The following is a 21,196-nucleotide window of genomic DNA, read 5'->3' as shown; positions in this document are numbered from 1 at the left end:
TAATAGTTTGTAACGTCGCGCCCCGCGTCAGAAACCAAGCCTGTCGCGCAGGGCGTACCAGCTCATGGCCAGCACCAGCAGCGGTGTGCGCAAGGCACCGCCGCCCGGGAACGCAGGCGTTGGGATGCTGCGCATCGTGTCAAACCCGTCCGTCTCTCCCTCGATGGCCTGCGCCATCAGCTTGCCTGCGTGCGTTGCGGTCCCGACGCCATGGCCGGAATATCCGGAGGCCGACAAAATGTTGGGCGCAACCCGCGCCAGATAGGGAAAGCGTTTCATCGTGATCCCCAGCGTGCCGCCCCAGGCGTAGTCTACCTTGACGCCCTTGAGGTGCGGAAAGACCGTTTCCATCGGTTTGCGCACCGTTGCGGCGATGTCGCGCGGGAATTTGTACCCGTAGCTTTCACCGCCGCCGAACAGCAGGCGGCCGTCATGGCTGAGCCGGAAGTAGTTGACCACGAAGCGGCTGTCGGCGACGGCCACGTCCCGGGCCAGAACCCGATGAGCCTGATCCTCCAGCGGTTCGGTGGCCACGATGAAGTTGTTGATCGGCATGACGCGGGCAGAGACGGAGGGGGCCAGCGACGACAGATACCCGTTGCAGGCCAGGATCACGTGATTTGCCACAACCCGCCCGGCATCCGTGCGGAGGGTTGCCGGCGCCCCGTGCTCCAGCCCGTGCGCACAGGACCGCTCGTAAATTGTCACGCCCGCAGCCGTCGCCGCATGTGCCAGGCCGAATGCAAAAGCCAGCGGATGCAGATGTGCGGCCCCCATATCCAACAGGCCGCCCTTGTAGTCCGGCGAGGGGCAGATTGCGTGGCAGGCTTCTGCATCCAGCGCTTCGACTGCCTCATATCCGTATTTGTCATTCAGAAGTGCGGCGTAGTCGTGCAAATACGCGACGTCTGATTTTGTCGAGCCTGTCCACGCCACACCGGGTTTCAGGTGACAGTCAATTTTGTGGTCCGCGATCAGCGATTTGACCAGCGCCTTGGCCTCTTCACCCAGGTCCCACAGCGCGCGGGCCTGGGTCTCGCCCACCATGCTTTCCAGTCCGTGCTGATCGACGCGCTGTCCGCTGCCCAATTGCCCGCCGTTGCGCCCGGAGGCCCCAAACCCCACACGATGGGCCTCCAGCACCACAACCCGCCGTCCCGCCTGCGCCAGATGCAAAGCCGCCGACAGCCCGGTGTAACCTGCGCCGACCACGCAGACATCTGCCTTGACCTCGCCCTTGAGACTGTCAAAGGGCGCGGGCGCCGGGGTGCTGGCCGCGTACCAGCTGGCAGGGTAGGTCCCGAGTGTGTCGTTTGCGTAAAGCAGGTTCAAGGGGCCACCCTCTCCGTGAAATGCGCCTGCGATCAGACGTTCATCAACAGGTGTTCACGCTCCCAGGGGGAGATGACCTGCAGGAACTCGTCATACTCGGCCCGTTTCACGATGGAGTAGACGCGTGCAAACTCCGATCCAAGCACCTCGTGTAACTCTGTCGCCTGCTCGAATAAATCCAGGGCAGACCCCAGGACGCGCGGAATATCCCCGTCGCCGTCATAGGCGTCCCCTTTGAATTCCGCGGCAGGCATCTTGCCCTGGGTCATCCCGAGGTAGCCGCAGGCCAGGCTTGCCGCGATCCCGAGGTAGGGGTTGCAGTCCATCCCGGCCAACCGGTTCTCGACCCGCCGTGCATCGGGGTCGGAGAGCGGAATGCGAATGCCGGTGGTGCGGTTGTCGCGCCCCCAGTCGAGGTTGATCGGGGCGGCGTGGTCTTTCACATAGCGGCGGTAGCTGTTCACATAGGGCGCAATCACCGCCAGTGCTGCGGGCATGTGGTTCTGCAGCCCGGCGATGAAATGCATGAAGGCATCGGTCTCGCCCGCGTCCTTGTCGGAAAAGACATTGGCCCCGGTTTCGCTGTCCAGCACCGAGTGGTGAATATGCATGGCACTGCCCGGCTCATCCGCAATCGGCTTGGCCATGAAGGTGGCAAAGCAATCGTGGCGCAGCGCGGCTTCGCGGATCAGGCGTTTGAAGTAAAAGACCTCGTCGGCGAGCTTGACCGGATCGCCGTGGCGCAGGTTGATTTCCAGCTGACCCGCCCCGCCTTCCTGTGTGATGCCGTCAATCTCGAACCCCTGCGCCTCGGCGAAATCATAGATGTCATCGATCACCGGGCCGAATTCGTCCACGGCGGTCATCGAATAGGCTTGCCGCGCGGCGGCAGGGCGACCGGAACGGCCCATCATCGGTTTGATGTCATGGGCCGGATCAATGTTGCGCGCGACCAGAAAGAATTCCATTTCGGGCGCCACAATCGGTTCCCATCCCTTGTCGCGGTACAGCTGGCAGACCCGTTTGAGCACGTTGCGCGGGCTAAATGGCACCGGCACGTCCTCCCGGTCATAAGCGTCATGGATCACCTGCAGGGTCCAGTCGCCGGTCCAGGGGGCGGCGGTGGCCGTGGTCATATCGGGTTTGAGGATCATGTCTTTTTCGATGAACCCGTCCTCGCCTGCCGCTTCGCCCCAGTCGCCGGTGATCGTCTGGTAAAAGATGCTGTCGGGCAAATGAAAGTAATCCTGCCGGGCGAATTTCGAGGCGGGCACCGCCTTGCCCCGGGCAATTCCGGGCAGGTCAGAGATGATGCATTCCACCTCGTCCAGCCTGCGCCCTTCCAGATAGATCTGCGCGGCGGCAGGCAGTTCTTGCGTCCAGTCGGCCATCAGGCCCTCTCTTTCTTGAAAAATGCGGCCATCATTTCGGCCACATCCATCCGGTCGGTTGGCGCGCCCAGCCGGGCACTGGCCTCGCTCAGCAGCGCATCCGGCACAACGCCCTTGCCCCGGGTTCTGATCAGCCCGTCGATGAAACTCGCGTCATATTCGGGGTGCGGCTGGATTGTCCACATCAGGTCACCATAGAGCAGGCCCGCGTATTGGCAAAAGGCATTGCTGGCAAAGACTTCTGCGCTGTCCGGCTTTTTGACAACCTGATCCTGGTGCCAGGCATTGATGGTTGTCGTGGTGCCGTTCAGGACATAGTCGGTCGCGCCCACGGCCCATCCGCCTCCGAATTTCTCGACGCGGCCCCCCATGGCCTGGGCGATGATCTGATGCCCGAAACAGACACCGGTCATCGGTTTGCGCGCCGCATGTGCGGTACGAATGAACGCTTCCAGCGGCGGGATCCAGTTGTGATCCTCATACGCGCCGTGTTTCGATCCGGTGATCAGCCAGCCGTCCGCCGCATCCACGCCGTCGGGAAAGGTGCCGTCACAGACCGCCCAGCCCTCAAAGGTAAATCCGTGCCCGTCCAGCAGACGGGCGAAATACTGATCGTAGAGCCCCCCCTGCATCATCGTATCGGGCGGGTGGCCGGTGATCAGGATTCCGATTTTCATAACCGTCTCATACCGTGTCGAGGTAAATGGTAACTTGCTCAGCGGGCGAGAGTTCCTGCATGTAGTGCAGCTCCTGCCGCTTGGTCAGCACATAGTTGCGAATGAGGTCCGGCGCAAAGATGCGTTTCATCTGCGGGCTCGCCTCAAAGGCATCAATCGCGGAGCGCCAGTCGGCGGGGATCTGCGGCAGATCGGCAGCATAGGCATTGCCGGTGATGGGGTCGGGCGGGTCTTGTGCGTCCTCGATCCCGTTGAGCGCGGCGCCCAGAACGGCAGCGAGCATGAGGTAAGGGTTCACATCCCCGCCCGCGACCCGGTGTTCGATGCGGCGCGCGGCGGGGGGACCCGAGGGGATGCGAATGGCCGAAGTGCGGTTCTCATAGGCCCAGCTGACACCGGTCGGCGCGTGATTGCCGGGCACCATCCGGTCAAAGCTGTTGGCATGGGGCGCAAAGACCAGTGCAGAGCTTTGCATCGCATCCAGACAGCCCGCCACGGCATGGCGCAGAACGTCCGTACCGTCGGTACCGCCATTGTCAAAGATGTTATGCCCGTCGGCGTCCAGCACCGAGAAATGCACATGCAGGCCAGAGCCGGAATAATCCTCGTAAGGTTTGGCCATGAAGCTGGCCGCAAATCCGTGACGTCGCGCCAGCCCCTTGACCAGCATCTTGAAGAGCCAGGCGTCATCAGCCGCCCGCAGCGCGTCATCGCAGTGCATCAAGTTGATCTCGAACTGGCCCAGACCAGCCTCTGAAATGGCTGTATCGGCAGGGATATCCATCTCTTCACAGGCGTCATAGAGATCAGTGAAAAAGGTGTCGAACTGGTCCAGGGCGCGCAGGGACAGGATTTCGCCGGCGACCCGGCGCTTGCCCGACCGTGGGGAGGGGGGCACCTGCAGATTGCGGCCTGAATCGTCGATCAGGAAGAACTCCAACTCCATGGCACAGACGGGCGTCAGCCCGCGCGCGGTGTAGCGGTCCAACACGGCGCGCAGGGCGTGGCGCGGATCCCCCTCGTAGGGTTTGCCGTCCTCGTGAAACATCCAGATCGGCAGCAGGGCGGTTGGCGCTTCAAGCCAGGGCATCGGCATGAAACCCCGCTCTGTCGGCTTTAGGACGCCGTCCTTGTCGCCACTTTCAAAGACCAGCGGGCTGTCGTCGATGTCTTCGCCCCAAATGTCGAGGTTGAGCACGGACATCGGAAATCGCGTGCCGCCCTCCACCGCCTTGTCCGCATAGCGCGAGGGGATACGTTTGCCACGGGCCTGACCATTGAGGTCGGCAGCCGCCACCCGAATGGTGCGGACTTGCGGGTTCTTGCGGAGCCAGTTCTTCATAGGTCACCGATGCAGTGGGCTGGTGAGCGCGGCGGCAAAGCCGACCCCATGGCCAGCGCCACAGATAATTTGATCAAATTATGGATACTACCGGATCAGGTTCGGGCGCAACCTGATTTTCTGCCGTGTGTTTTGCGGCAAATGCCGGTTCAGCCGCTTGTTCACAAGCCCGAAAACACTGATCACCACGAGGGTCAGCAGGATGAAATAGAAGGCCAGAATGGGATAGGGCACAAAGGGGTTGAACGTCTTGTCGGCGAAGTAGCTTGCGTAATAAAGCGCGTCCCCCCGTTGTTGCCATGCCGGAAAGCCCGAGAAGAACACAAGGGCGGTGGATTGAAACAGAAAGATCGCCTCATTCGTATAGCCCGGCCACGCCAGACGCAGCATCGTCGGCCAGATCACACGTTTGAAGCGGGACCAGCCGGACAGGCCATAGGCATCCGCAGCTTCGATGTCACCTTTTGGGATCGACAGCAGCGCACCATAGAAGATCTCGGCGGAATAGGCGGCGGTATTGAAGAACAAGACAACCAGCGCGCCAAGCCATGCGGCGGTGAAGGGTTCAAAAAACGGGTGGACCGATTTCAGGTTCAAAAACAGGAAGTAAGCGAAGAAGAACTGGATGAAGAGGGGCGAGCCCCGGAACAGGAAAATGAACCACTCGCAAGGTTTGCGAAAAAGCGCGCGCGAGGACGCTTTGCCCATGGCCAGCGCCGTGGCGAGAAAGAAGCCCAGCGTCAGGGCCACTAGACCGAAATAGACATTCCAGATCATGCCGGAGCCGATCAGGGTGAACTGGTGACAGAGCGTGAAATCCTCGCGCGGGAGCAGTCGTTCACCGATGCCGACAGCGCGCAGGCCATAGTCCTCAATGGTCTGCAGACAGGACATCAGGCGGCAGCCTTGCGTTGGGCTTCGCCACCAGATGTGGCCTGCCCGCTGGTCAGCCGCGACATGATCCGCCCCAGAACGATTTCCGAAACACGGGTGAAGAGCAGGTAGAAAACCAGCAAGGCAAGGAAGTACCACATGCGCCAGTCGCCATGCGGATAGTCGGTAAAGCGGGGCGTTTTGGTGCCCCCCAGTTCACGCGCCCAATAGACGATGTCTTCGACACCCAGCAGGAACAGAAGCGGTGTCGCTTTGATCAAAACCATCCAGAGATTGCTGAGCCCCGGCAGGGCGTAAACCCACATCTGTGGCACAAGGATACGCCAGAAGGTCTGGTGCTGGCTCATGCCGTAGGCTTCCGCCGTCTCCAGCTGTGCCTTTGGCACGGCGCGCATCGCACCAAACAGGACGTTGGCCGCAAAGGCGCCAAACACGATGGCAAATGTCACGACCGCGAGGCCGAACCCATAGCTTTCGTGCACCCACTGTGGCGCATTGCCCAGGGGCATCTTGGCCGCCTGGCAAACCACGAAATCGTTGCCCTGGCGAATGGGTGCCTCCCAGTCGGGGCAGAGGACCTTGTGGCGCAGGTATTCAACCGCCTGGTCAAGCGCGATCACGAAAAATAGAAAAAACGCGATGTCGGGCACGCCGCGGACAATGGCGATATAGGTTTTGCCGAACCACCTGAGCGGGGCGATCTGCGAACGGGCCGCGGTGGCGCCGCCGAACCCGAAGGCCAGCGCGATGGGGGCCGTAATGCCCAGGAGCAACAGCACCGTCAGGACAGAAGTATAGATCGACATGTGCTTGCCCGTGGTCAGGTAGCACGCCATCCATTGCCAGTCCGGCAAGGTGCTGGGATCTGTACAAAAACTGAAAATAATAACCTCTTGAAAAATCAGGGGGCAGCACCTTGCCGCCCCCTGGCATCAGATCAGAACTGCCCGGAAATTTCCCACTTGGTGAGCAATTCGTTCAGGGATCCGTCTTCTTTCATCGTCGCGATGGCGGCGTTGAATTTCTCTTTCAACTCGCCGTCACTTTCCCGCAGGCCCAGGCCGATACCGCCACCCAGCAGCTCTTCCTGCTCTAACATGATCAGATCTGCATCTGACTCTGCAATGGGTGTGAGGAAGGCCTTGTCCGCCAGAACGGCGTCAGCTTCGCCATTCTTGACAGCGGCGATGGTTTCTTCAGGCGTTGCGAACTCAACCAGTGTCGCACCGCTTTCCGCGATGAAAGCAGCCTGAATTGTATTGGTCTGCGCGGCCAAAACACCACCTTTCAGATCAGCATCTTCGGATGTCGCGATATAGGCTGACGGATCGGGCAGCGTGTAATTCTGTGTGAAATCAATCACTTCATCCCGCTCATCGGTGATCGACATGCCCGCGATGATGACATCGTAGTTGCCGGAGACGAGGTTGGGGATGATGCTGTCCCATTCGTTGGTGACCCATTCGCAGGTCAGTTCCGCCCGTTTGCACAGCTCATCGCCAAGGTCACGCTCGAAGCCTGCAACCTCGCCGGCGTCATTGAGAAAGTTGTACGGAGGGTAGGCACCTTCTGTGCCCAGGCGGATGGTTTTGCCGTGGCCATCGGCCATCACCATGCCAGCCGAAAGGGCCAGCACGGCAGTCGTGAGGATAAGGTTTTTCATCTTGTTACTCCCTTGTTTTTATTTGGGTTACGCTGCGTGGGTTGCCGAAAGGAACCCCCGCAATCGTTCGGATTTGGGTGCGCCAAAGAGCGTCTCTGGCGGCCCCTGTTCTTCGATCAGCCCCTGATGCAGGAAGACCACGTGGTCTGATACATCAGCGGCCAGTTTCATATCATGGGTCACGATGATCATGGTGCGCCCTTCGGCGGCCAGATCCTTGATTACCCTGACCACCTCCTGCTCCAGCTCCGGATCAAGCGCCGAGGTCGGCTCGTCAAAGAGCAGGGCCTCGGGTTCCATGCACAGACCGCGCGCGATGGCGGCGCGCTGCTGTTGCCCGCCTGAGAGCTGTGCCGGGTAGACGTCGCATTTATCGCCAATGCCAACCTTGGCAAGATAACCACGCGCGGCCTCTTCCACCTCGCCCCGGTCCCGGCGCAGGACGGTTAGCGGTGCTTCCATCACGTTCTGAAGGATCGACATATGCGCCCAGAGATTGAACTGCTGGAACACCATAGACAGGTTTGTGCGTATCCGCAGCACCTGCGCCGCATCTGCCGGACGCCGATTGTGGCCGGTACCTTTCCAGGTGACCGGTTCCCCTTTGAACCTGATCTCACCCTCCTGACTGTCTTCCAGAAGGTTACAACAGCGCAGCAATGTGGACTTGCCGGAACCGGACGATCCGATCAGGGAAATCACGTGCCCCTTGTGCGCCGTGATGCTGACACCCTTGAGCACTTCCAGTGCACCATAAGCCTTGTGCAGATTGGTGATTTCGATAACCGGTTGCGCAGCAGTCAACGTGAAGCCTCGTGATGATTCAAGGCGGTATAAGGGGTTAAAATCTCGACTTTTGCAACGCGGAAAGCGGTAAACAATGATTTCCGCCAGGTCAGAATGCACATTTTTTGGCTGGATACCCTGCTTTCACGCCGGGGGCAGCGGTTCGGCCAGATAGTCTGTTGCCGGAATGGCAACAATACCCTTCAGCAAAAGCCGGGCGCGATCATGGGCGCTGAGCGCCGAGATGGCTGAGTGCACAGCGGTGAACAGCAGACGCGGATCGCGCCCGCGCGCCGTGATGAACGGCAACCCCGGGGTTGGCCGTGTGCAGAGCAGCACGCGCAGCTGCGCAGCACGGGAGGTTTCGCGTTTGATCAATGCCCAGCTGACGGCATCGAGTGAAGCAAGATCGGCCTGACCCTCGGCCACGGCCTCGGCGGAGCGCGCATGGCCGCCGGTATCGAGCGCATTGCCGCTGAAACTGAACCCAAGATCGTTTTCCGCCAGATGCCCCTCAACTGCAGCCCAGCCGGATTGCGACCGCACGTCATTGCGCGCCAGTCGCGCGCCTTCAAATTCGGCGAGATCACTGCGCGGATCCTCTTTGCGCACCACAATGACGGAGTTGTAGTACCCCGGCGGGCAGCCACGCACGCCATAATCCGGCGTGCCGACCAGCTGGACGCGCCCGTGCAGCTCGCTGCGATAGGGCAGGCCGCAGGTCTGTGACAACACAAGATCAGGGTCTTCCCATGTCTTATGCGGGTCGGTGGTGCGGTCGAGCGTCAACGGGCCGGCGCCATAGCGGGCGCGGATGTCGGTCCAGAGCCTGTCATTGGCCGCCCGCGTGCTGGCCACATCATACATGGGCAGGCTGGCGGTCATGCGCCGCCGTCAACTGCCTGACGTGCCAGGGCGGAATCACGATCGCTGATCCCGAGGAAATTGGTGACCATACGTACAAGCGCGTCTTCTTCCTGCGCGCGGGACCCATCGGCCAACACCACCTGCCAGAGCGCCTGCACCACGGCGCGCCGTTCCTCGTAAGGCACAGCATCCTTGATGGACCGGGTGAACCGCACAGTATCGGGGGCTTCGGCTTCAAGCGCTTCCGCCTCGGAGCGCAGGGCAGATGTGGCCCCGGGGCCAAGCCCGTAGCGATGTGCGATGATCTGGTCGATCCGGTCCTTTTCACCTGCACTGTAATCATTGTCGGACCGTGCAACACGGACCAGCAGGGCGGTCAGGGCCAGCCGCGCATCCTCATCGGGGAGCGCGTCGTCGCCGGGCTGCGTCAAGCGCTTTAAGAGTTCTCCAAACATAAGCGCGATATAGTCAGGTTTCGCCCGACTGCCAATATCACTTTGGCGTCAGGGCATTTTGGCGGGCCGCGGCAATATCCTCGTCGGTCAGACCAAGAGCCGTTTCGATGGCCATCAGTTGAACCTCTTCATCCACATCGCGCTCCCCATCCGCCAGTGCGACGGACCACATCGCATCAGCCAGCGCCTTGCGGTCGTCATAGGCCACCTCGTCTCGCAGTATCTGGGCAAACTCGGGTGTGCCGGGCGCATGCCGCTCCAGGGCCTCGCAGGTGGCCCGCAGCTTGGCCGCCTCCAGCGGTTTGAGATCGAAGGTGGCGGACAGGATCTTGTCAATCTGCCCGACTTCCGAGGCCTGATAGTTATGATCCGCCATTGCAACGCGTACCAGCAGGGCCCCCAAGGCAAGTTGTGCATTGGGCTGCGGCAGCGGTTTCGGGTCGGGTTTTCTGCGGGGGAAGAGGCGTTCAAACATATGGGGTCAGCTGAGTTCCGGGTTCTTTCCAAAGCGGATGTTGTCCAATGCCAGACCCTGCGGATCGGTGTTGGTGATGACGACGCCTGCGATATCGGCGTCGCCGGTGGCGCGTATGAAGCCAAAGGCGTTCTCGCCAACGGGCGGCAGGTCCATGCGCATGATTTCCTGTCCGCTGCGGTGATAGAAGACGGCACTGGCCGATCCGGCCTCGCCTCCACGCAGCTGAAACGACAGGGCGGATTGATCATCGTCGAAGAGAAAGGCGATGGCACCTTCGCCCTGCGCGTGCCGTTTTGGGTAACCGGCGACGCCGTAGCCGTTGAGCACGTTGTTACCTTGCAGGAAAACGACGGAGAGGTTTTGCCCTGCTTCGCCAGCGACCACCGTCAGCGGCGGCAGGACGATGCCGGTAAACTGGTCATGATCCCCCTCGGGCGCCAGGATCTGCCCTGCGAACCGCTCTCCGAAGGTCGCTCCCTCCAAAACGAGGAGGTCCTTTACCAGATGGCCGGGGCCACGGCTGGACTGGGTGTCTTCAAAGGTGATGATGCGGGTCAGTGCAAGAGCGTCCGGATCAACCAGACAAACGGGTGTTTCACAGGCCGCCGCCATATGGCCAAAGGTCAGGAACGTCAGCGTTAGGCTCAAGCGCATAAGCATATCTTGGCACGCAATCGCGGGCCTGCCTAGAGGGCAATCATCTATCTGCGGTAAGAGTTGCGAAGCGGTCCGAGACACGGGTGGCTTCAGTCTCAAGCCCGTAGGGCGGGTTGATTACGAACATGCCGGAACCCATCATGCCATGACCTTTGCGGGCAGGCGGAAATCGAACCTCGTGCCGGAACGCCCCCGGGTGTGCTTTCTCTAGCGCGGTGAGCATTGGCAAATGGCTTTGGGCGGTCAGTATCGGATACCAGAGGCAAATGATTCCAACATTCCATGCTCGCGCGAAACCGGCGATGTGCCGCGGGATATCCGCATAGTCCCTTTTGATTTCGTAGCTGGGATCGATCAGCATAAAACCGCGCCGAGGGGTCGGGGGGATCAGCGAATGGGCCAGTTCAAAACCGTCCTGCTGGTAGCATTTTGCCGGGAAGCTGGAGAGCGCGAAGTCGAGGGCGGCGTGTTCACCTGGGTGCAGCTCAGCCAGATGCATCCTGTCATCAGGTCGCAGCAGGTGCGCGGCAATCAATGGCGAACCTGCATAGCTATGCGGACCGTGAGTGGCGCGCGCCGCCGTCAGCGCTTCGGTCAGCGGATGTGTATCGTCAAACCAGGACGCCACCTTGCCAATGCCTGCTGCTGCCTCGCCAGTCTTGATCGCTGCCGCATCCTGCAGATCGTAAAGCGCCCGACCCGCATGGGTTTCGATGTAGGTGAGCGGTTTGGCCTTCGCCGTCAGATAGTTCAATATCCACGCCAGCAAGCCATGCTTGTGAACGTCTGCGAGATTGCCCGCGTGATAAATATGTTGATAGCTCAGCATGAAGGCCGGTGTAACGTATGACCCGGCGCGCGCAACGCCAATCACATGGGAAAGAGGACCCCGTCTCTTTGGTCTAGTTAGTACGGCCTGAGTCGATTGACGAAACGCGCTGCAGACTTATTGTTCGCGTTTCAAGAATAATCTCAGGTAGAAATTTAAACTGTTGCGCAACTTTACGCGCATATCCGTCTATTTGGTCGGAAACGCGCCTATCCATTCAGAATGCCTAGGCGATCCGCACCACGCTCGTTAACCATAATTAACGAGCGGTCGGCGTTCTGCCTGACGCGCCATTCTGACTTCCGACTGGTAAATGTGAGTATTATTCCTATGCGCCTTCCCTTGATTGCTGCTTTTTGCGTCTTCTCGACATCTGCGCAGGCCGCATCGATGTTCGAGTACGACCTGACATTGCGGTTTGAGTCCTACGGTTTTTCTGACGCCACGGTTCTCCACAACGACACCGGTGATGTGCTTCTTGATAAGCCCTTCATGTCGGATGATGAGAACATCTGGGGTTTCGACAACGGATTGAGGGGGCTCGAGGTCGGCAGTCTGATCAATTTCTCAGCCAAAGGAACACCGGGGCCGGATGGTGACGCAACACGGGCAACGAGCGAATCTTGTTCTGTTGGTGGGTTCGATTGTAACAGCGCGAGCGCTGGGGGCGAATTTTTCGGCACGTTTTCTGAAGCCGCCTTTAACATCATGCTGGGGCTGACGCAGTCGATTTCCGGTGGGACCAATATCGGCGATACCGTGCAACTGACGTTCGCAAAGGACGAATTCGGCTCTCTTCAGGAAAAGGACGACGTGGCGTTGTTCTACTTCGATGCGATCAACTATTTCACCGTCGTAGAGCCATCTTCCGTACGGGCAGCGTCCGGTACTAACAACGAGATCACACCCGTTCCGCTCCCGGCCAATGGGTGGCTGCTTCTGGTGGGGCTTGCCGGTTTGGGCTTTGCCGCTGTCAGGCGACGCGTTTTGGGTGCGGCCTGACCGGTTTCAGACGAGGCGGCTGATATCCTTGGCCGCCCGTACAAAATCCTTGAACAATGGGTGCGGGTCAAAGGGCTTGGATTTAAGTTCCGGGTGGAATTGCACGCCGATGAACCATGGATGATCCGGCCATTCCACAATCTCGGGCAGTTTCCCATCGGGGGACATGCCTGAAAAGCATAGGCCCGCGCTCTCCAGTTTATCACGATACTTAATGTCGACCTCGTAGCGATGGCGATGACGTTCATCGATGGTTGTGGTGCCGTAAACCTCTGCCACCTTCGACCCATCGGTCAGCACCGCGTCATAGGCGCCCAATCGCATGGTGCCGCCCTTGTCATCCTCGACCTTGCGGCTGACCTTCGCGTTGCCCTGAACCCATTCTTTGAGGTGGTAAACCACTGGTTCAAAACGCTTCTTCCCGGATTCGTGGTCGAATTCCTCTGAGCCCGCCGTCTTGATGTCGGCCACATTGCGTGCCGCCTCGATCACCGCCATCTGCATGCCAAGACAGATGCCCAGGTAGGGCACCTTACGGGTGCGGGCGAATTCCGCGGCCTTGATCTTGCCTTCTGTGCCGCGCTCGCCAAAGCCACCCGGTACAAGGATCGCGTGAAACCCCTCAAGATGCGGTGCGACGTCATCAGCCTGGTCAAAGACCTCCGCGTCCACCCACTCCACCTTGACCTTGACGCGATTAGCCATGCCGCCGTGGCTCAGCGCTTCGGCAATGGATTTATAGGCGTCCTCAAGCTGCGTGTATTTACCGACAATCGCGACTTTAACCTCGCCTTCGGGGTTGTGTACCCGGTCGGAGACATCCTGCCAGACGGTCAGATCGGGACGCGGAGCAGGCGAGATGTCGAAGGCATCCAGCACCGCCTGATCCAGCCCCTGTTCATGGTAGGCCAAGGGGGCGTCATAGATCGTCTTGAGATCATAGGCCGCCACCACGGCCTCCTTGCGCACGTTGCAGAAGAGCGCGATCTTCTCGCGTTCCTTTTCGGGGATATGATGTTCGGAGCGGCAGACCAGAATATCCGGCGCGATCCCGATGGATTGCAGCTCCTTCACCGAATGCTGGGTCGGCTTGGTCTTCAACTCACCTGAGGCGGCGAGATAGGGCAGCAGGGTCAGATGCATGAAGATGCACTGCCCGCGGGGTTTGTCATGGGCGTATTGGCGGATCGCCTCGAAGAACGGCAGCCCCTCGATATCGCCCACGGTGCCGCCGATCTCGCAGAGCATGAAATCAACCTCGTCATCGCCCACGTCCAGAAAGGCTTTGATCTCGTTGGTGACATGCGGCACCACCTGAATGGTCTTGCCGAGATAATCGCCGCGCCGTTCCTTTTCGAGCACGGTGGAATAGATGCGCCCGGAGGAAACGGAATCGGTGTTACGGGCGGGCACACCGGTAAAGCGCTCATAATGACCAAGGTCAAGGTCGGTCTCTGCGCCGTCGTCGGTCACGAAAACCTCGCCGTGCTCAAAAGGCGACATCGTGCCGGGATCGACGTTCAGATAGGGATCAAGCTTGCGCAACCGCACCGAAAAGCCGCGCGCCTGAAGCAAGGCCCCCAGCGCGGCGGAGGAAAGCCCCTTGCCGAGGGAGGACACCACACCACCGGTGATAAAGATATAACGTGCCATGGTCTGATATGCTCCCGTGCATCTTTACGGTCAAAAAAGCCGATCCAGGCGAGCTGCGAAAGTCGCAGGTCCACGGGACTTAAGGCTAACAGGATTCGGGCGCAGATGGCAAGACGTGCCGCAACATGATGTTGCAAAACATCTCGCATCCGCAAGGGGTTGTAGTTAGGCGTTAATCGGCGGTCGGAACCAGGGGCGCATTGTCACCCGGCGCGGGGGGCAGCAGCAAATCGCCTTCCGGCACCGCAGGGGAGGCGGGTTCGTTCAACGCCGGTGGGGTCACGCCGAGGCGATCCACAACGGAGGAACCGGAGGCGTTTTCTGCGGCAAAAATCGTCAGCGTGATCGAGGTGCAGATGAAAGCAATGGCCAGCAGCCAGGTCACCTTGCCAAGCGCCGTTGCAGCAGCCCGGCCCGACATGGCGCCGCCGCCACCGCCGCCCATGCCCAGCCCACCGCCTTCGGAGCGCTGCATGAGCACAACGGCAATCAGGCTCAGCGCCAGAATGAGGTGGACGATCAGAACGACGTTTTCCATGAATGTCTCAATGCGTTTCGGTTTTGCCTTCGGGGTATCTAGGCAAGTTTCGCCCCCCCCGCAAGGGAGGATTGCCGGGAGGACAGGTCCAGACCACAAGCCGAGACCGCCGCCTGATCAATCCGCCGGGCGACGGTCCGCTGAAGCTGTTCTCACATGCGCACCTGTTAAGAGGGTTATCCTGGAATTGAGGCGCTGCAGACTCACTTCGTGAAAAGTACATAGCACGTTTTGCGGGGAAAATCGCCGTGAAAATCCGGCCTGTGGATAAGTCCGGCGGGTAAGCGCTGGACAACGTCGAAGGAGGGCTCCAAAGTCACGCCATGCCTCATGATGATCCCGACCACCCGCATAGCCTGTTGCCGCCGGATCCGGCGCTGCGCGTCAAGGCGTTGGAGACGATTTTGACCCAAAAGGGGTTGATTGATCCAGCCGCGCTCGACGTCATCATCGACACCTATGAAAACAAGATCGGTCCGCGCAACGGTGCCCATGTCGTCGCCCGTGCGTGGCGCGATCCGGCGTTCAAAACAGCGCTGCTGGAGGATGCAACGGCGGTAGTGTCCGAGATGGGATACTATGGTCGGCAGGGCGAACATATGGTGGCGGTGGAGAACACAGCCGATGTTCACAATATGGTCGTCTGTACCCTGTGCAGCTGTTACCCTTGGCCGCTTTTGGGCATTCCGCCGGGGTGGTATAAATCCGATGCCTACCGCGCCCGCGCCGTGCGTGAGCCGCGCGCCGTACTGGCCGATTTCGGGGTGGCGCTGCCAGAGGACACCGCCGTTCGGGTCTGGGATTCGACGGCAGAGGTGCGGTATCTGGTGATCCCCGAGCGCCCCGCAGGCAGCGACGGCATGGACGAGGCGGCGCTGATGGATCTGGTCACCCGCGACAGCATGATCGGCACCGGGCTTGCGCTGCCGGTTGGGCGGTCCGCGCCATGAGCCGCCCGCATGACATGGGCGGGCGCTATGGTGACGGGCCGGTGGTCCCCGAAGAGGAGGGCACCGTGTTCCATGCCGACTGGCACAAGCGCGCCCTGGCCATCACCCTGGCGTCTGCCGCACATGGGGCGTGGAACATCGACGTGTCACGACACGCGCGTGAACGACTGGCGCCGATGGATTACACGCGGTTTTCCTACTACGAAAAGTGGATGGCGGGCCTGGCGGATCTGCTGGTTGAGGCCAAGCTGGTGAGCCGTGAGGAACTGGCCGGCCAAGCGCCCGCGCCAAGCCCCAGCGCCGATAAAACGCTCAAGGCTGCTGCCGTTCCGTCCGTTTTGGCCGCCGGTGGTCCTGCCGACCGCCCCAGCGATATCGCGCCAGCGTTTCAACCCGGAGATGCCGTGCGCACCCGCCGCCTTGCCGCCAATGCCTTGGTCGATGGTGGACACACGCGGTTGCCCCGCTATGCCGCAGGGGCCACGGGACGCGTTGTGCGGTATCATGGCACGCATATTCTGCCGGACAGCTCCGCGCACCGGCTGGGGGATGCGGCGGAACCGCTTTACGCGGTGGCCTTCCCGGCGTCAGAGCTTTGGGCGCATCCCGAACATCCTCGTGACGAGGTCGTGCTCGATCTGTGGCAGAGCTATCTGGCCCCGGCATGACGGACGCGCCGGACCCCGCTTTCACCGAACCCTGGCATGCGCAGGTCTTTGCCCTCACCGTGCATCTGAACGAAGCAGGTCATTTTGACTGGCCGGAGTGGGCAAGCCGCTTTGGGGTGACGCTGAAAAAGAACGGGCTGGCCAAGGAACTCGATGGCGGGGATGATTACTTCACAGCATGGCTGGAGACGCTGGAGCAGTTCTTGGCCAGCAAGGACTTGGCTGATCTCCGGGATGTTGCAGAGATAAAAAATGCCTGGGAACGGGCTTATCGCAGCACACCGCATGGCGCGCCGGTGACCCTGGAGCAGGAAATGTCCGAAAAGCGGTGAGATGCTGGACCTGGTGTCAGGTTTTGGGCCGCGAAGTCAGCCCTGCCTTGTTGAGAAATCGCCGCCACGCGCCTTTTTGGGGCAATCGCGGCAGGTGCAGTTTTGGCTTGCCTGCGAGGCGATCAAATTCATGCATGTCAATGACACGTTCCGCGCACCCGCAGCCTTCGCCGAGGCCGACTTTGGCATAGTAAAACTTCTGAAAATCTTTGGGTTTATCAGGTGTGCGGGGCATCGGGTGATCTCCTTTGCCGATCAGTTTAGCGCTGAGACCTGACATGCGCCAATCACATTGGCGCCTTTGTCGATGAAGCCCGCCGCCCTAGTCATCAATGTCATCTACATCCGACTGCCCAGACAGCGCGCGGCGTACATGGCTCCAGCTGAGCCCGATGCCCAGCACCAGCGAGAGCGCCCCAAGCCCCAACCAGACGTTCAGGCTGGAGTTGTCGAGCCGCAGGATACCCAGATCGTAAAGCACCCAAACCAAGGCGCCCACCACCGCCAGAACCAGGATCATGCCCGCCGCCCCGATGGAGCGGAGCGTGGCGCGCAGGTAGATGATGTAGCCGATCGCCAGCAAGAGCGCGAGCAGCACCGCGATCGACAGGTTCATATGGCCATAATCCCGCACCCAGTTGATGTAATTGTATTGCGTCGGGTTAAAGGTCAGCGCCAATAGCGCGAAGGCAAAAAACCATCGGGTGAAAAATCCCATCGTCGCCTGCTCCTCGGTCTTGTTGTCTTTGGCCCAGAACTATCCCTGCCCACGACGCAAAGTCCATGGTCAATGCAGGCGTTTGGCGGCCCACGGGCGCGCCTCTTTTGCCCTTTCGCCCCTTGGGCTCTGCCGCTATACCGGCGCGGGTTTGAAACACACCAAAGGGGACCAGCCATGGCAAATGTCGTTGTTGTCGGCGCGCAATGGGGCGATGAGGGAAAAGGCAAGATCGTGGACTGGCTTTCCGAGCGGGCGGATGTGATCGCGCGCTTCCAGGGCGGTCACAATGCGGGCCACACGCTGGTGATCGATGGCAAGGTTTACAAGTTGAATGCGCTGCCGTCCGGTGTGGTGCGCGGCGGCAAGCTCTCCGTGATTGGCAATGGCGTGGTGCTGGACCCTTGGCATCTGTTGAAAGAGATCGAAACGATCCAAGGGCAAGGCGTTGAAATCACGCCTGAAACCCTGATGATTGCGGAGAATACGCCGCTGATCCTGCCGATTCACGGCGAGCTGGACCGCGCACGCGAGGAGGCGGCGAGCAAGGGTACCAAGATCGGTACCACCGGGCGCGGCATCGGGCCGGCCTATGAGGATAAGGTGGGCCGCCGATCCGTGCGTGTGGCCGATCTCGCTGATCCTGCGACGCTGGAGGCGCGTGTGGACCGGGCGTTGCAACACCATGATCCGTTGCGCCGCGGCTTAGGGATAGAGCCCGTGGACCGCGACGCGCTGCTGGCGCAGCTGCGCGAGATCGCACCCGAGATCCTGCAATATGCGGCGCCAGCGTGGAAGGTTCTGAACGAGAAGCGCAAGGCGGGTAAACGCATCCTTTTTGAAGGGGCGCAGGGCGCTCTGCTCGACATTGATTTTGGCACATATCCTTTCGTGACCTCTTCCAACGTGATCGCGGGACAGGCCGCGACCGGCGTCGGCATTGGCCCGGGGGCGATCAACTACGTGCTTGGCATCGTGAAAGCCTATACCACGCGGGTCGGCGAGGGTCCTTTCCCGACGGAACTGGACGATGACGATGGTCAGCGACTGGGCGAACGCGGGCATGAGTTCGGCACCGTCACGGGGCGCAAGCGGCGCTGTGGCTGGTTTGACGCGGTGCTGGTGCGCCAGACCTGTGCCACCTCCGGCGTGAACGGCATCGCGTTCACCAAGCTGGACGTGCTGGACGGGTTCGAGACGTTGAAAATATGTGTTGGCTACGATCTGGACGGCGTGCGCATGGATTACCTGCCCACCGCGGCGGATCATCAGGCGCGCTGCACCCCGATTTACGAAGAAATGCCCGGTTGGTCGGAGTCCACGGAAGGCGCGCGCAGCTGGGCGGAGTTGCCAGCAAATGCGATCAAATATGTACGGCGGGTTGAGGAGTTGATCAACTGTCCGGTCGCGCTACTTTCTACGTCACCGGAACGTGAAGATACCATCCTCGTCACGGACCCTTTTGCCGATTGAGACAAACATGCCCATCAGCCACAAAGCCCGTCGCCGCCTGTCCCTGCTGATTCTGCTGGTGGGGCTGCCGCTCTACATCATCGTGGCAATTTCGGTGATCAATTCTATGGATCGCCCGTCGATCCTGGTGGAGCTGCTGGTCTATGTCGTGCTGGGTGTCGTCTGGGCGTTGCCGTTCAAGTTCATTTTCAAGGGCATCGGCCAAGCCGATCCGGACAAGCCAGACAGCTAAGGTGTATGTGACTCCGAGATGCAAAAAGGCAAGCCAAAATGGCCTGCCTTTTGTGTCGTTTTCATAAGTTTAACCTGCGGCGCGCTCATCCGGTTTGAACCCGATGGCATCGGAGGCCGCAAAGCGCCCGCCCTTGATTTTTTCGATCTTGCCTGCACGCAAGAGCTGACCGAAAGAGCGTAGCCCGTCTTCACGGCTGAACTCACCGCAATCTGCCTGACGCACGCGAGTCATCAGCTGCGGGCGCGAAAACTGATCGTGGCCTTCCACAAAGGAGAGGTAGGCAGCAGCAGCTTCCAGCACTTCGGGCAGCTTGGTTGCGCCCATCTGTTCAGCGAACTCGGCAAAACCTGTGTCTTCGGCAAACTCCATATCGTCTTCCAGCGTCGCAGCGACGCGACGAGGGGTTACGGGATCCGCACCGGCGAGGTTTTCATCTATCCGCTGCTCGGCCACCAGTTTCAGCGGCGTCGGGCGTTGCTCGGCCGGGCGCTCTGTCCGATTGCCGGACGCAACCGGGCGACGCGGCTTAACGACCTGCGCCAGATCGCTCCGGTACGCTTTGGTATTTTCTTCCTCTGTTTCTTCCTTGGCCATTGTTTTATCAGCAAAACGTGCAGCAACCGCTGCGCGAAGATGGGCAAACGCGCTGCGACGCGTTGCGCCTTCCGGCTCTTCCATCTGCTGATCGGCCTCGGCCATCAGGCGGGAAACATCCTCTGCAGTACCGGAATCGATGGCGGGCAGGGTATCACGCGCTGCCGGTTTGTCTTCCTGCGGCTGGTCAGTTTCGGCCGTCACCGCATCAAGCTCGCGCTGCAAGTCAGCCTCTTCCTCGTCGGAAAGCGTTGCCGCCTCCGCGCCGTCAAACTCTTCCAGATCACCGGCCTCAAGGGCAGCTTCCAGATCGGCACGGTCCACTTTGAGCACGCGGCCTTTCACCTCGGTAGCTTCCGGCCTTTCGTCCTGCGCGTCTTCCACAGTCTCACCGGAATCTCCAAAGAGGTTTTCCGCTGCGTCTTGCGCCGTAACTTCCTCATCATCGGTGCCCAACAGGCTGTCTTCGCCTTCGTCATGATCCGCCTCGAGACGGCTCAATACGGCAGAAAGATCATCTTCTTCCTCCGGCGCGTCGTCGGCTTCCAACGCAATCTGATCGTCAACCTCGAATGCTTCCTCGATATCCTGCGCCGCTTCGTTCAATGCCGCGTTGACCTCTTCGGGCGCATCTTCAGCAGCGTTCTCTTCCGGCGATTGAACAGCCTCGTCGAAAGGCATGTCGAGGATATCGACAGGTTCATCTGAAGGAGATGTCTCTTCCTCGTCATACGCCTCGTCGTCCTGTTGGGACACGACGTCGCGAATGCGTTGCAGTTTAGCGGCGATAGTTTCAGCAGCCGCTTCGGAGGCAGTATCCGGCGCTTCAAAAGAGGTCACCGGTTCGAAGGCGGTAAACTCCGATGGAATCTCCATCTCTGCCTCGATCTCCGGATCGATGTCCGAAGGTGCCGGGCTGTCAGCAAAAAAGGCCTCCGCGTTCAGAGCGACATCCTGCTCCAGCACTTCTTCATCGAAGGCTTGCTGTGCGCTGGTGTCTTCCGCAACGAAATCCATCTCTGGCGATTTTTCTTCACGTTCAACAGCTTCAATGGGCTCCTCTGCAGGCTCGACTTCAGGGTCTGCGATCTCCGCAGTCTCCAGGTCAGGCGTTGTGTTGGTGTCTGCCGGGGCTGCGTCGCTCTCTTCCACCAGTGCGCTTTCAGGACTGTCTTCGCCCTCTGCCGCAGATTCTTCATCCGCCTCAGCCTCTAAGACCTCAGTCGCTTCTTCTACAGACTCCGCAACTGCTTCTGGTTCGTCAGCTTCGGTCTTTGCTTCAGATGCTGTCTCCTGGGCCGTTTCCGGTGCCACTTCTTGAGACTCCGCAAGGTCCGTCGCAGCGACGACAGCCGCAGCCGCGGGGGCCTCGGCCTTTGCGGTCGGCTGCACCTCATCATCATGCGCTTTCAGCAGAATACGCCCGTCGTGTTCACGCGCTTCCACGCGCCGCGCCACTTCACGTTCCGCAATCCGAGCGAGCATCTCGGCATCCGGCTGTGGGGGCTCTGCGCCAAAATACCGGTCATCCGACGCGAGGTCGCGGAAATACTCGGCAATGGCTTTCATCGTGTCGAAGGAGTCGTCGAACCCTTCCAGCGTGCAGGAAAATGTCCCATAAGAGACTGTCAAAATCTTGTTGTTATTCATCATCGGATGCTC

Annotated in this window: 24 protein-coding genes; 6 read left to right on the top strand and 18 right to left on the bottom strand. The window is 60.3% G+C overall.

Annotation, left to right across the window (positions count from 1 at the left end):
• Window positions 1-27: 27 nt before the first annotated feature.
• The 13 genes from Q1A07_RS03145 to rlmJ form a co-directional block, all read right to left on the bottom strand.
• A complete protein-coding gene (locus Q1A07_RS03145; RefSeq protein ID WP_299777747.1) occupies window positions 28-1,332 on the bottom strand; it encodes an FAD-binding oxidoreductase in 1,305 nt (434 codons plus the stop codon).
• A gap of 32 nt (window positions 1,333-1,364) precedes the next feature.
• Window positions 1,365-2,723, bottom strand: coding sequence for a glutamine synthetase family protein (locus Q1A07_RS03140; protein ID WP_195822403.1), 1,359 nt, complete (start codon window positions 2,721-2,723; stop codon window positions 1,365-1,367).
• Complete coding sequence (locus tag Q1A07_RS03135) at window positions 2,723-3,400, bottom strand: type 1 glutamine amidotransferase (protein WP_299777742.1); 678 nt, start codon at window positions 3,398-3,400, stop codon at window positions 2,723-2,725. The genes Q1A07_RS03140 and Q1A07_RS03135 overlap by 1 nt, the downstream gene beginning before the upstream one ends.
• Before the next feature lie 7 nt (window positions 3,401-3,407).
• On the bottom strand, window positions 3,408-4,742 hold the full coding sequence (locus Q1A07_RS03130; RefSeq protein ID WP_299777740.1) for a glutamine synthetase family protein: 1,335 nt from the start codon (window positions 4,740-4,742) through the stop codon (window positions 3,408-3,410).
• Window positions 4,743-4,829: 87 nt separating this feature from the next.
• Window positions 4,830-5,636, bottom strand: a complete 807-nt coding sequence (locus Q1A07_RS03125; RefSeq protein ID WP_299777739.1) for an ABC transporter permease subunit — start codon at window positions 5,634-5,636, stop codon at window positions 4,830-4,832.
• Window positions 5,636-6,520 (bottom strand): ABC transporter permease, encoded by an 885-nt coding sequence (locus Q1A07_RS03120; RefSeq protein ID WP_299779129.1) that lies wholly within the window; start codon window positions 6,518-6,520, stop codon window positions 5,636-5,638. Before Q1A07_RS03120 ends, Q1A07_RS03125 begins: the two co-directional genes overlap by 1 nt.
• 53 nt (window positions 6,521-6,573) lie before the next feature.
• Entirely contained in the window at window positions 6,574-7,299 is a 726-nt protein-coding gene (locus tag Q1A07_RS03115) for a transporter substrate-binding domain-containing protein (protein WP_299777738.1), read from the bottom strand.
• A 27-nt stretch (window positions 7,300-7,326) separates the two neighbouring features.
• Complete coding sequence (locus Q1A07_RS03110; RefSeq protein WP_299777737.1) at window positions 7,327-8,103, bottom strand: ATP-binding cassette domain-containing protein; 777 nt, start codon at window positions 8,101-8,103, stop codon at window positions 7,327-7,329.
• Between the two features lie 126 nt (window positions 8,104-8,229).
• The gene (locus tag Q1A07_RS03105) at window positions 8,230-8,970 is read right to left on the bottom strand and encodes a PhnD/SsuA/transferrin family substrate-binding protein (protein WP_299777736.1); all 741 of its coding nucleotides are present in this window, start codon (window positions 8,968-8,970) and stop codon (window positions 8,230-8,232) included.
• Window positions 8,967-9,407, bottom strand: a complete 441-nt coding sequence (locus tag Q1A07_RS03100; RefSeq protein WP_299777735.1) for a TerB family tellurite resistance protein — start codon at window positions 9,405-9,407, stop codon at window positions 8,967-8,969. Before Q1A07_RS03100 ends, Q1A07_RS03105 begins: the two co-directional genes overlap by 4 nt.
• Window positions 9,408-9,444: 37 nt before the next feature.
• The gene (locus Q1A07_RS03095) at window positions 9,445-9,882 is read right to left on the bottom strand and encodes a TerB family tellurite resistance protein (protein ID WP_299777734.1); all 438 of its coding nucleotides are present in this window, start codon (window positions 9,880-9,882) and stop codon (window positions 9,445-9,447) included.
• 6 nt (window positions 9,883-9,888) lie between these two features.
• Entirely contained in the window at window positions 9,889-10,539 is a 651-nt protein-coding gene (locus Q1A07_RS03090; protein ID WP_299777732.1) for a hypothetical protein, read from the bottom strand.
• A 43-nt stretch (window positions 10,540-10,582) separates the two neighbouring features.
• Window positions 10,583-11,371, bottom strand: coding sequence for a 23S rRNA (adenine(2030)-N(6))-methyltransferase RlmJ (gene rlmJ, locus Q1A07_RS03085; RefSeq protein WP_299777730.1), 789 nt, complete (start codon window positions 11,369-11,371; stop codon window positions 10,583-10,585).
• A 222-nt stretch (window positions 11,372-11,593) separates the two neighbouring features.
• On the opposite strand from rlmJ, the gene Q1A07_RS03080 reads away from it, so the two are divergent.
• A complete protein-coding gene (locus tag Q1A07_RS03080; protein ID WP_299777728.1) occupies window positions 11,594-12,373 on the top strand; it encodes a hypothetical protein in 780 nt (259 codons plus the stop codon).
• Between the two features lie 6 nt (window positions 12,374-12,379).
• Here the strand turns inward: Q1A07_RS03080 and Q1A07_RS03075 are convergent, their stop codons facing one another.
• Together Q1A07_RS03075 and secG are read right to left on the bottom strand one after the other, a co-directional pair.
• Window positions 12,380-14,026, bottom strand: a complete 1,647-nt coding sequence (locus Q1A07_RS03075) for a CTP synthase (RefSeq protein ID WP_299777726.1) — start codon at window positions 14,024-14,026, stop codon at window positions 12,380-12,382.
• A 172-nt stretch (window positions 14,027-14,198) separates the two neighbouring features.
• On the bottom strand, window positions 14,199-14,564 hold the full coding sequence (gene secG, locus Q1A07_RS03070) for a preprotein translocase subunit SecG (protein WP_299777724.1): 366 nt from the start codon (window positions 14,562-14,564) through the stop codon (window positions 14,199-14,201).
• Window positions 14,565-14,887: 323 nt separating this feature from the next.
• Here secG and nthA point away from each other — a divergent pair, with 323 nt between their 5' ends.
• Genes nthA through Q1A07_RS03055 form a run of 3 tightly spaced genes read left to right on the top strand, consistent with a single transcriptional unit; the run spans window position 14,888 to window position 16,514 of the window.
• A complete protein-coding gene (gene nthA / locus Q1A07_RS03065) occupies window positions 14,888-15,514 on the top strand; it encodes a nitrile hydratase subunit alpha (protein ID WP_299777722.1) in 627 nt (208 codons plus the stop codon).
• A complete protein-coding gene (gene nthB / locus Q1A07_RS03060) occupies window positions 15,511-16,182 on the top strand; it encodes a nitrile hydratase subunit beta (RefSeq protein ID WP_299777720.1) in 672 nt (223 codons plus the stop codon). Before nthA ends, nthB begins: the two co-directional genes overlap by 4 nt.
• A complete protein-coding gene (locus tag Q1A07_RS03055; protein WP_299777718.1) occupies window positions 16,179-16,514 on the top strand; it encodes a nitrile hydratase accessory protein in 336 nt (111 codons plus the stop codon). The genes nthB and Q1A07_RS03055 overlap by 4 nt, the downstream gene beginning before the upstream one ends.
• 16 nt (window positions 16,515-16,530) lie before the next feature.
• On the opposite strand, the gene Q1A07_RS03050 is transcribed toward Q1A07_RS03055, so the two are convergent.
• Window positions 16,531-16,749 carry a hypothetical protein gene (locus Q1A07_RS03050; RefSeq protein ID WP_299777715.1) on the bottom strand — a complete coding sequence of 73 codons (219 nt, stop codon included), beginning with the start codon at window positions 16,747-16,749 and terminating at the stop codon, window positions 16,531-16,533.
• 87 nt (window positions 16,750-16,836) lie between these two features.
• The gene (locus tag Q1A07_RS03045; RefSeq protein ID WP_195822386.1) at window positions 16,837-17,232 is read right to left on the bottom strand and encodes a DUF6524 family protein; all 396 of its coding nucleotides are present in this window, start codon (window positions 17,230-17,232) and stop codon (window positions 16,837-16,839) included.
• 177 nt (window positions 17,233-17,409) lie between these two features.
• On the opposite strand from Q1A07_RS03045, the gene Q1A07_RS03040 reads away from it, so the two are divergent.
• Together Q1A07_RS03040 and Q1A07_RS03035 are read left to right on the top strand one after the other, a co-directional pair.
• On the top strand, window positions 17,410-18,705 hold the full coding sequence (locus tag Q1A07_RS03040) for an adenylosuccinate synthase (RefSeq protein WP_299777712.1): 1,296 nt from the start codon (window positions 17,410-17,412) through the stop codon (window positions 18,703-18,705).
• Window positions 18,706-18,712: 7 nt separating this feature from the next.
• Window positions 18,713-18,937, top strand: a complete 225-nt coding sequence (locus tag Q1A07_RS03035; protein WP_299777710.1) for a DUF2842 domain-containing protein — start codon at window positions 18,713-18,715, stop codon at window positions 18,935-18,937.
• 69 nt (window positions 18,938-19,006) lie between these two features.
• On the opposite strand, the gene Q1A07_RS03030 is transcribed toward Q1A07_RS03035, so the two are convergent.
• Window positions 19,007-21,187, bottom strand: a complete 2,181-nt coding sequence (locus tag Q1A07_RS03030) for a hypothetical protein (RefSeq protein WP_299777709.1) — start codon at window positions 21,185-21,187, stop codon at window positions 19,007-19,009.
• Window positions 21,188-21,196: the final 9 nt, after the last annotated feature.

It is taken from the genome of uncultured Roseobacter sp., assembly GCF_947492555.1.
GTDB lineage: Bacteria > Pseudomonadota > Alphaproteobacteria > Rhodobacterales > Rhodobacteraceae > Roseobacter.
This window is presented reverse-complemented; position numbering and strand designations above follow the sequence as displayed.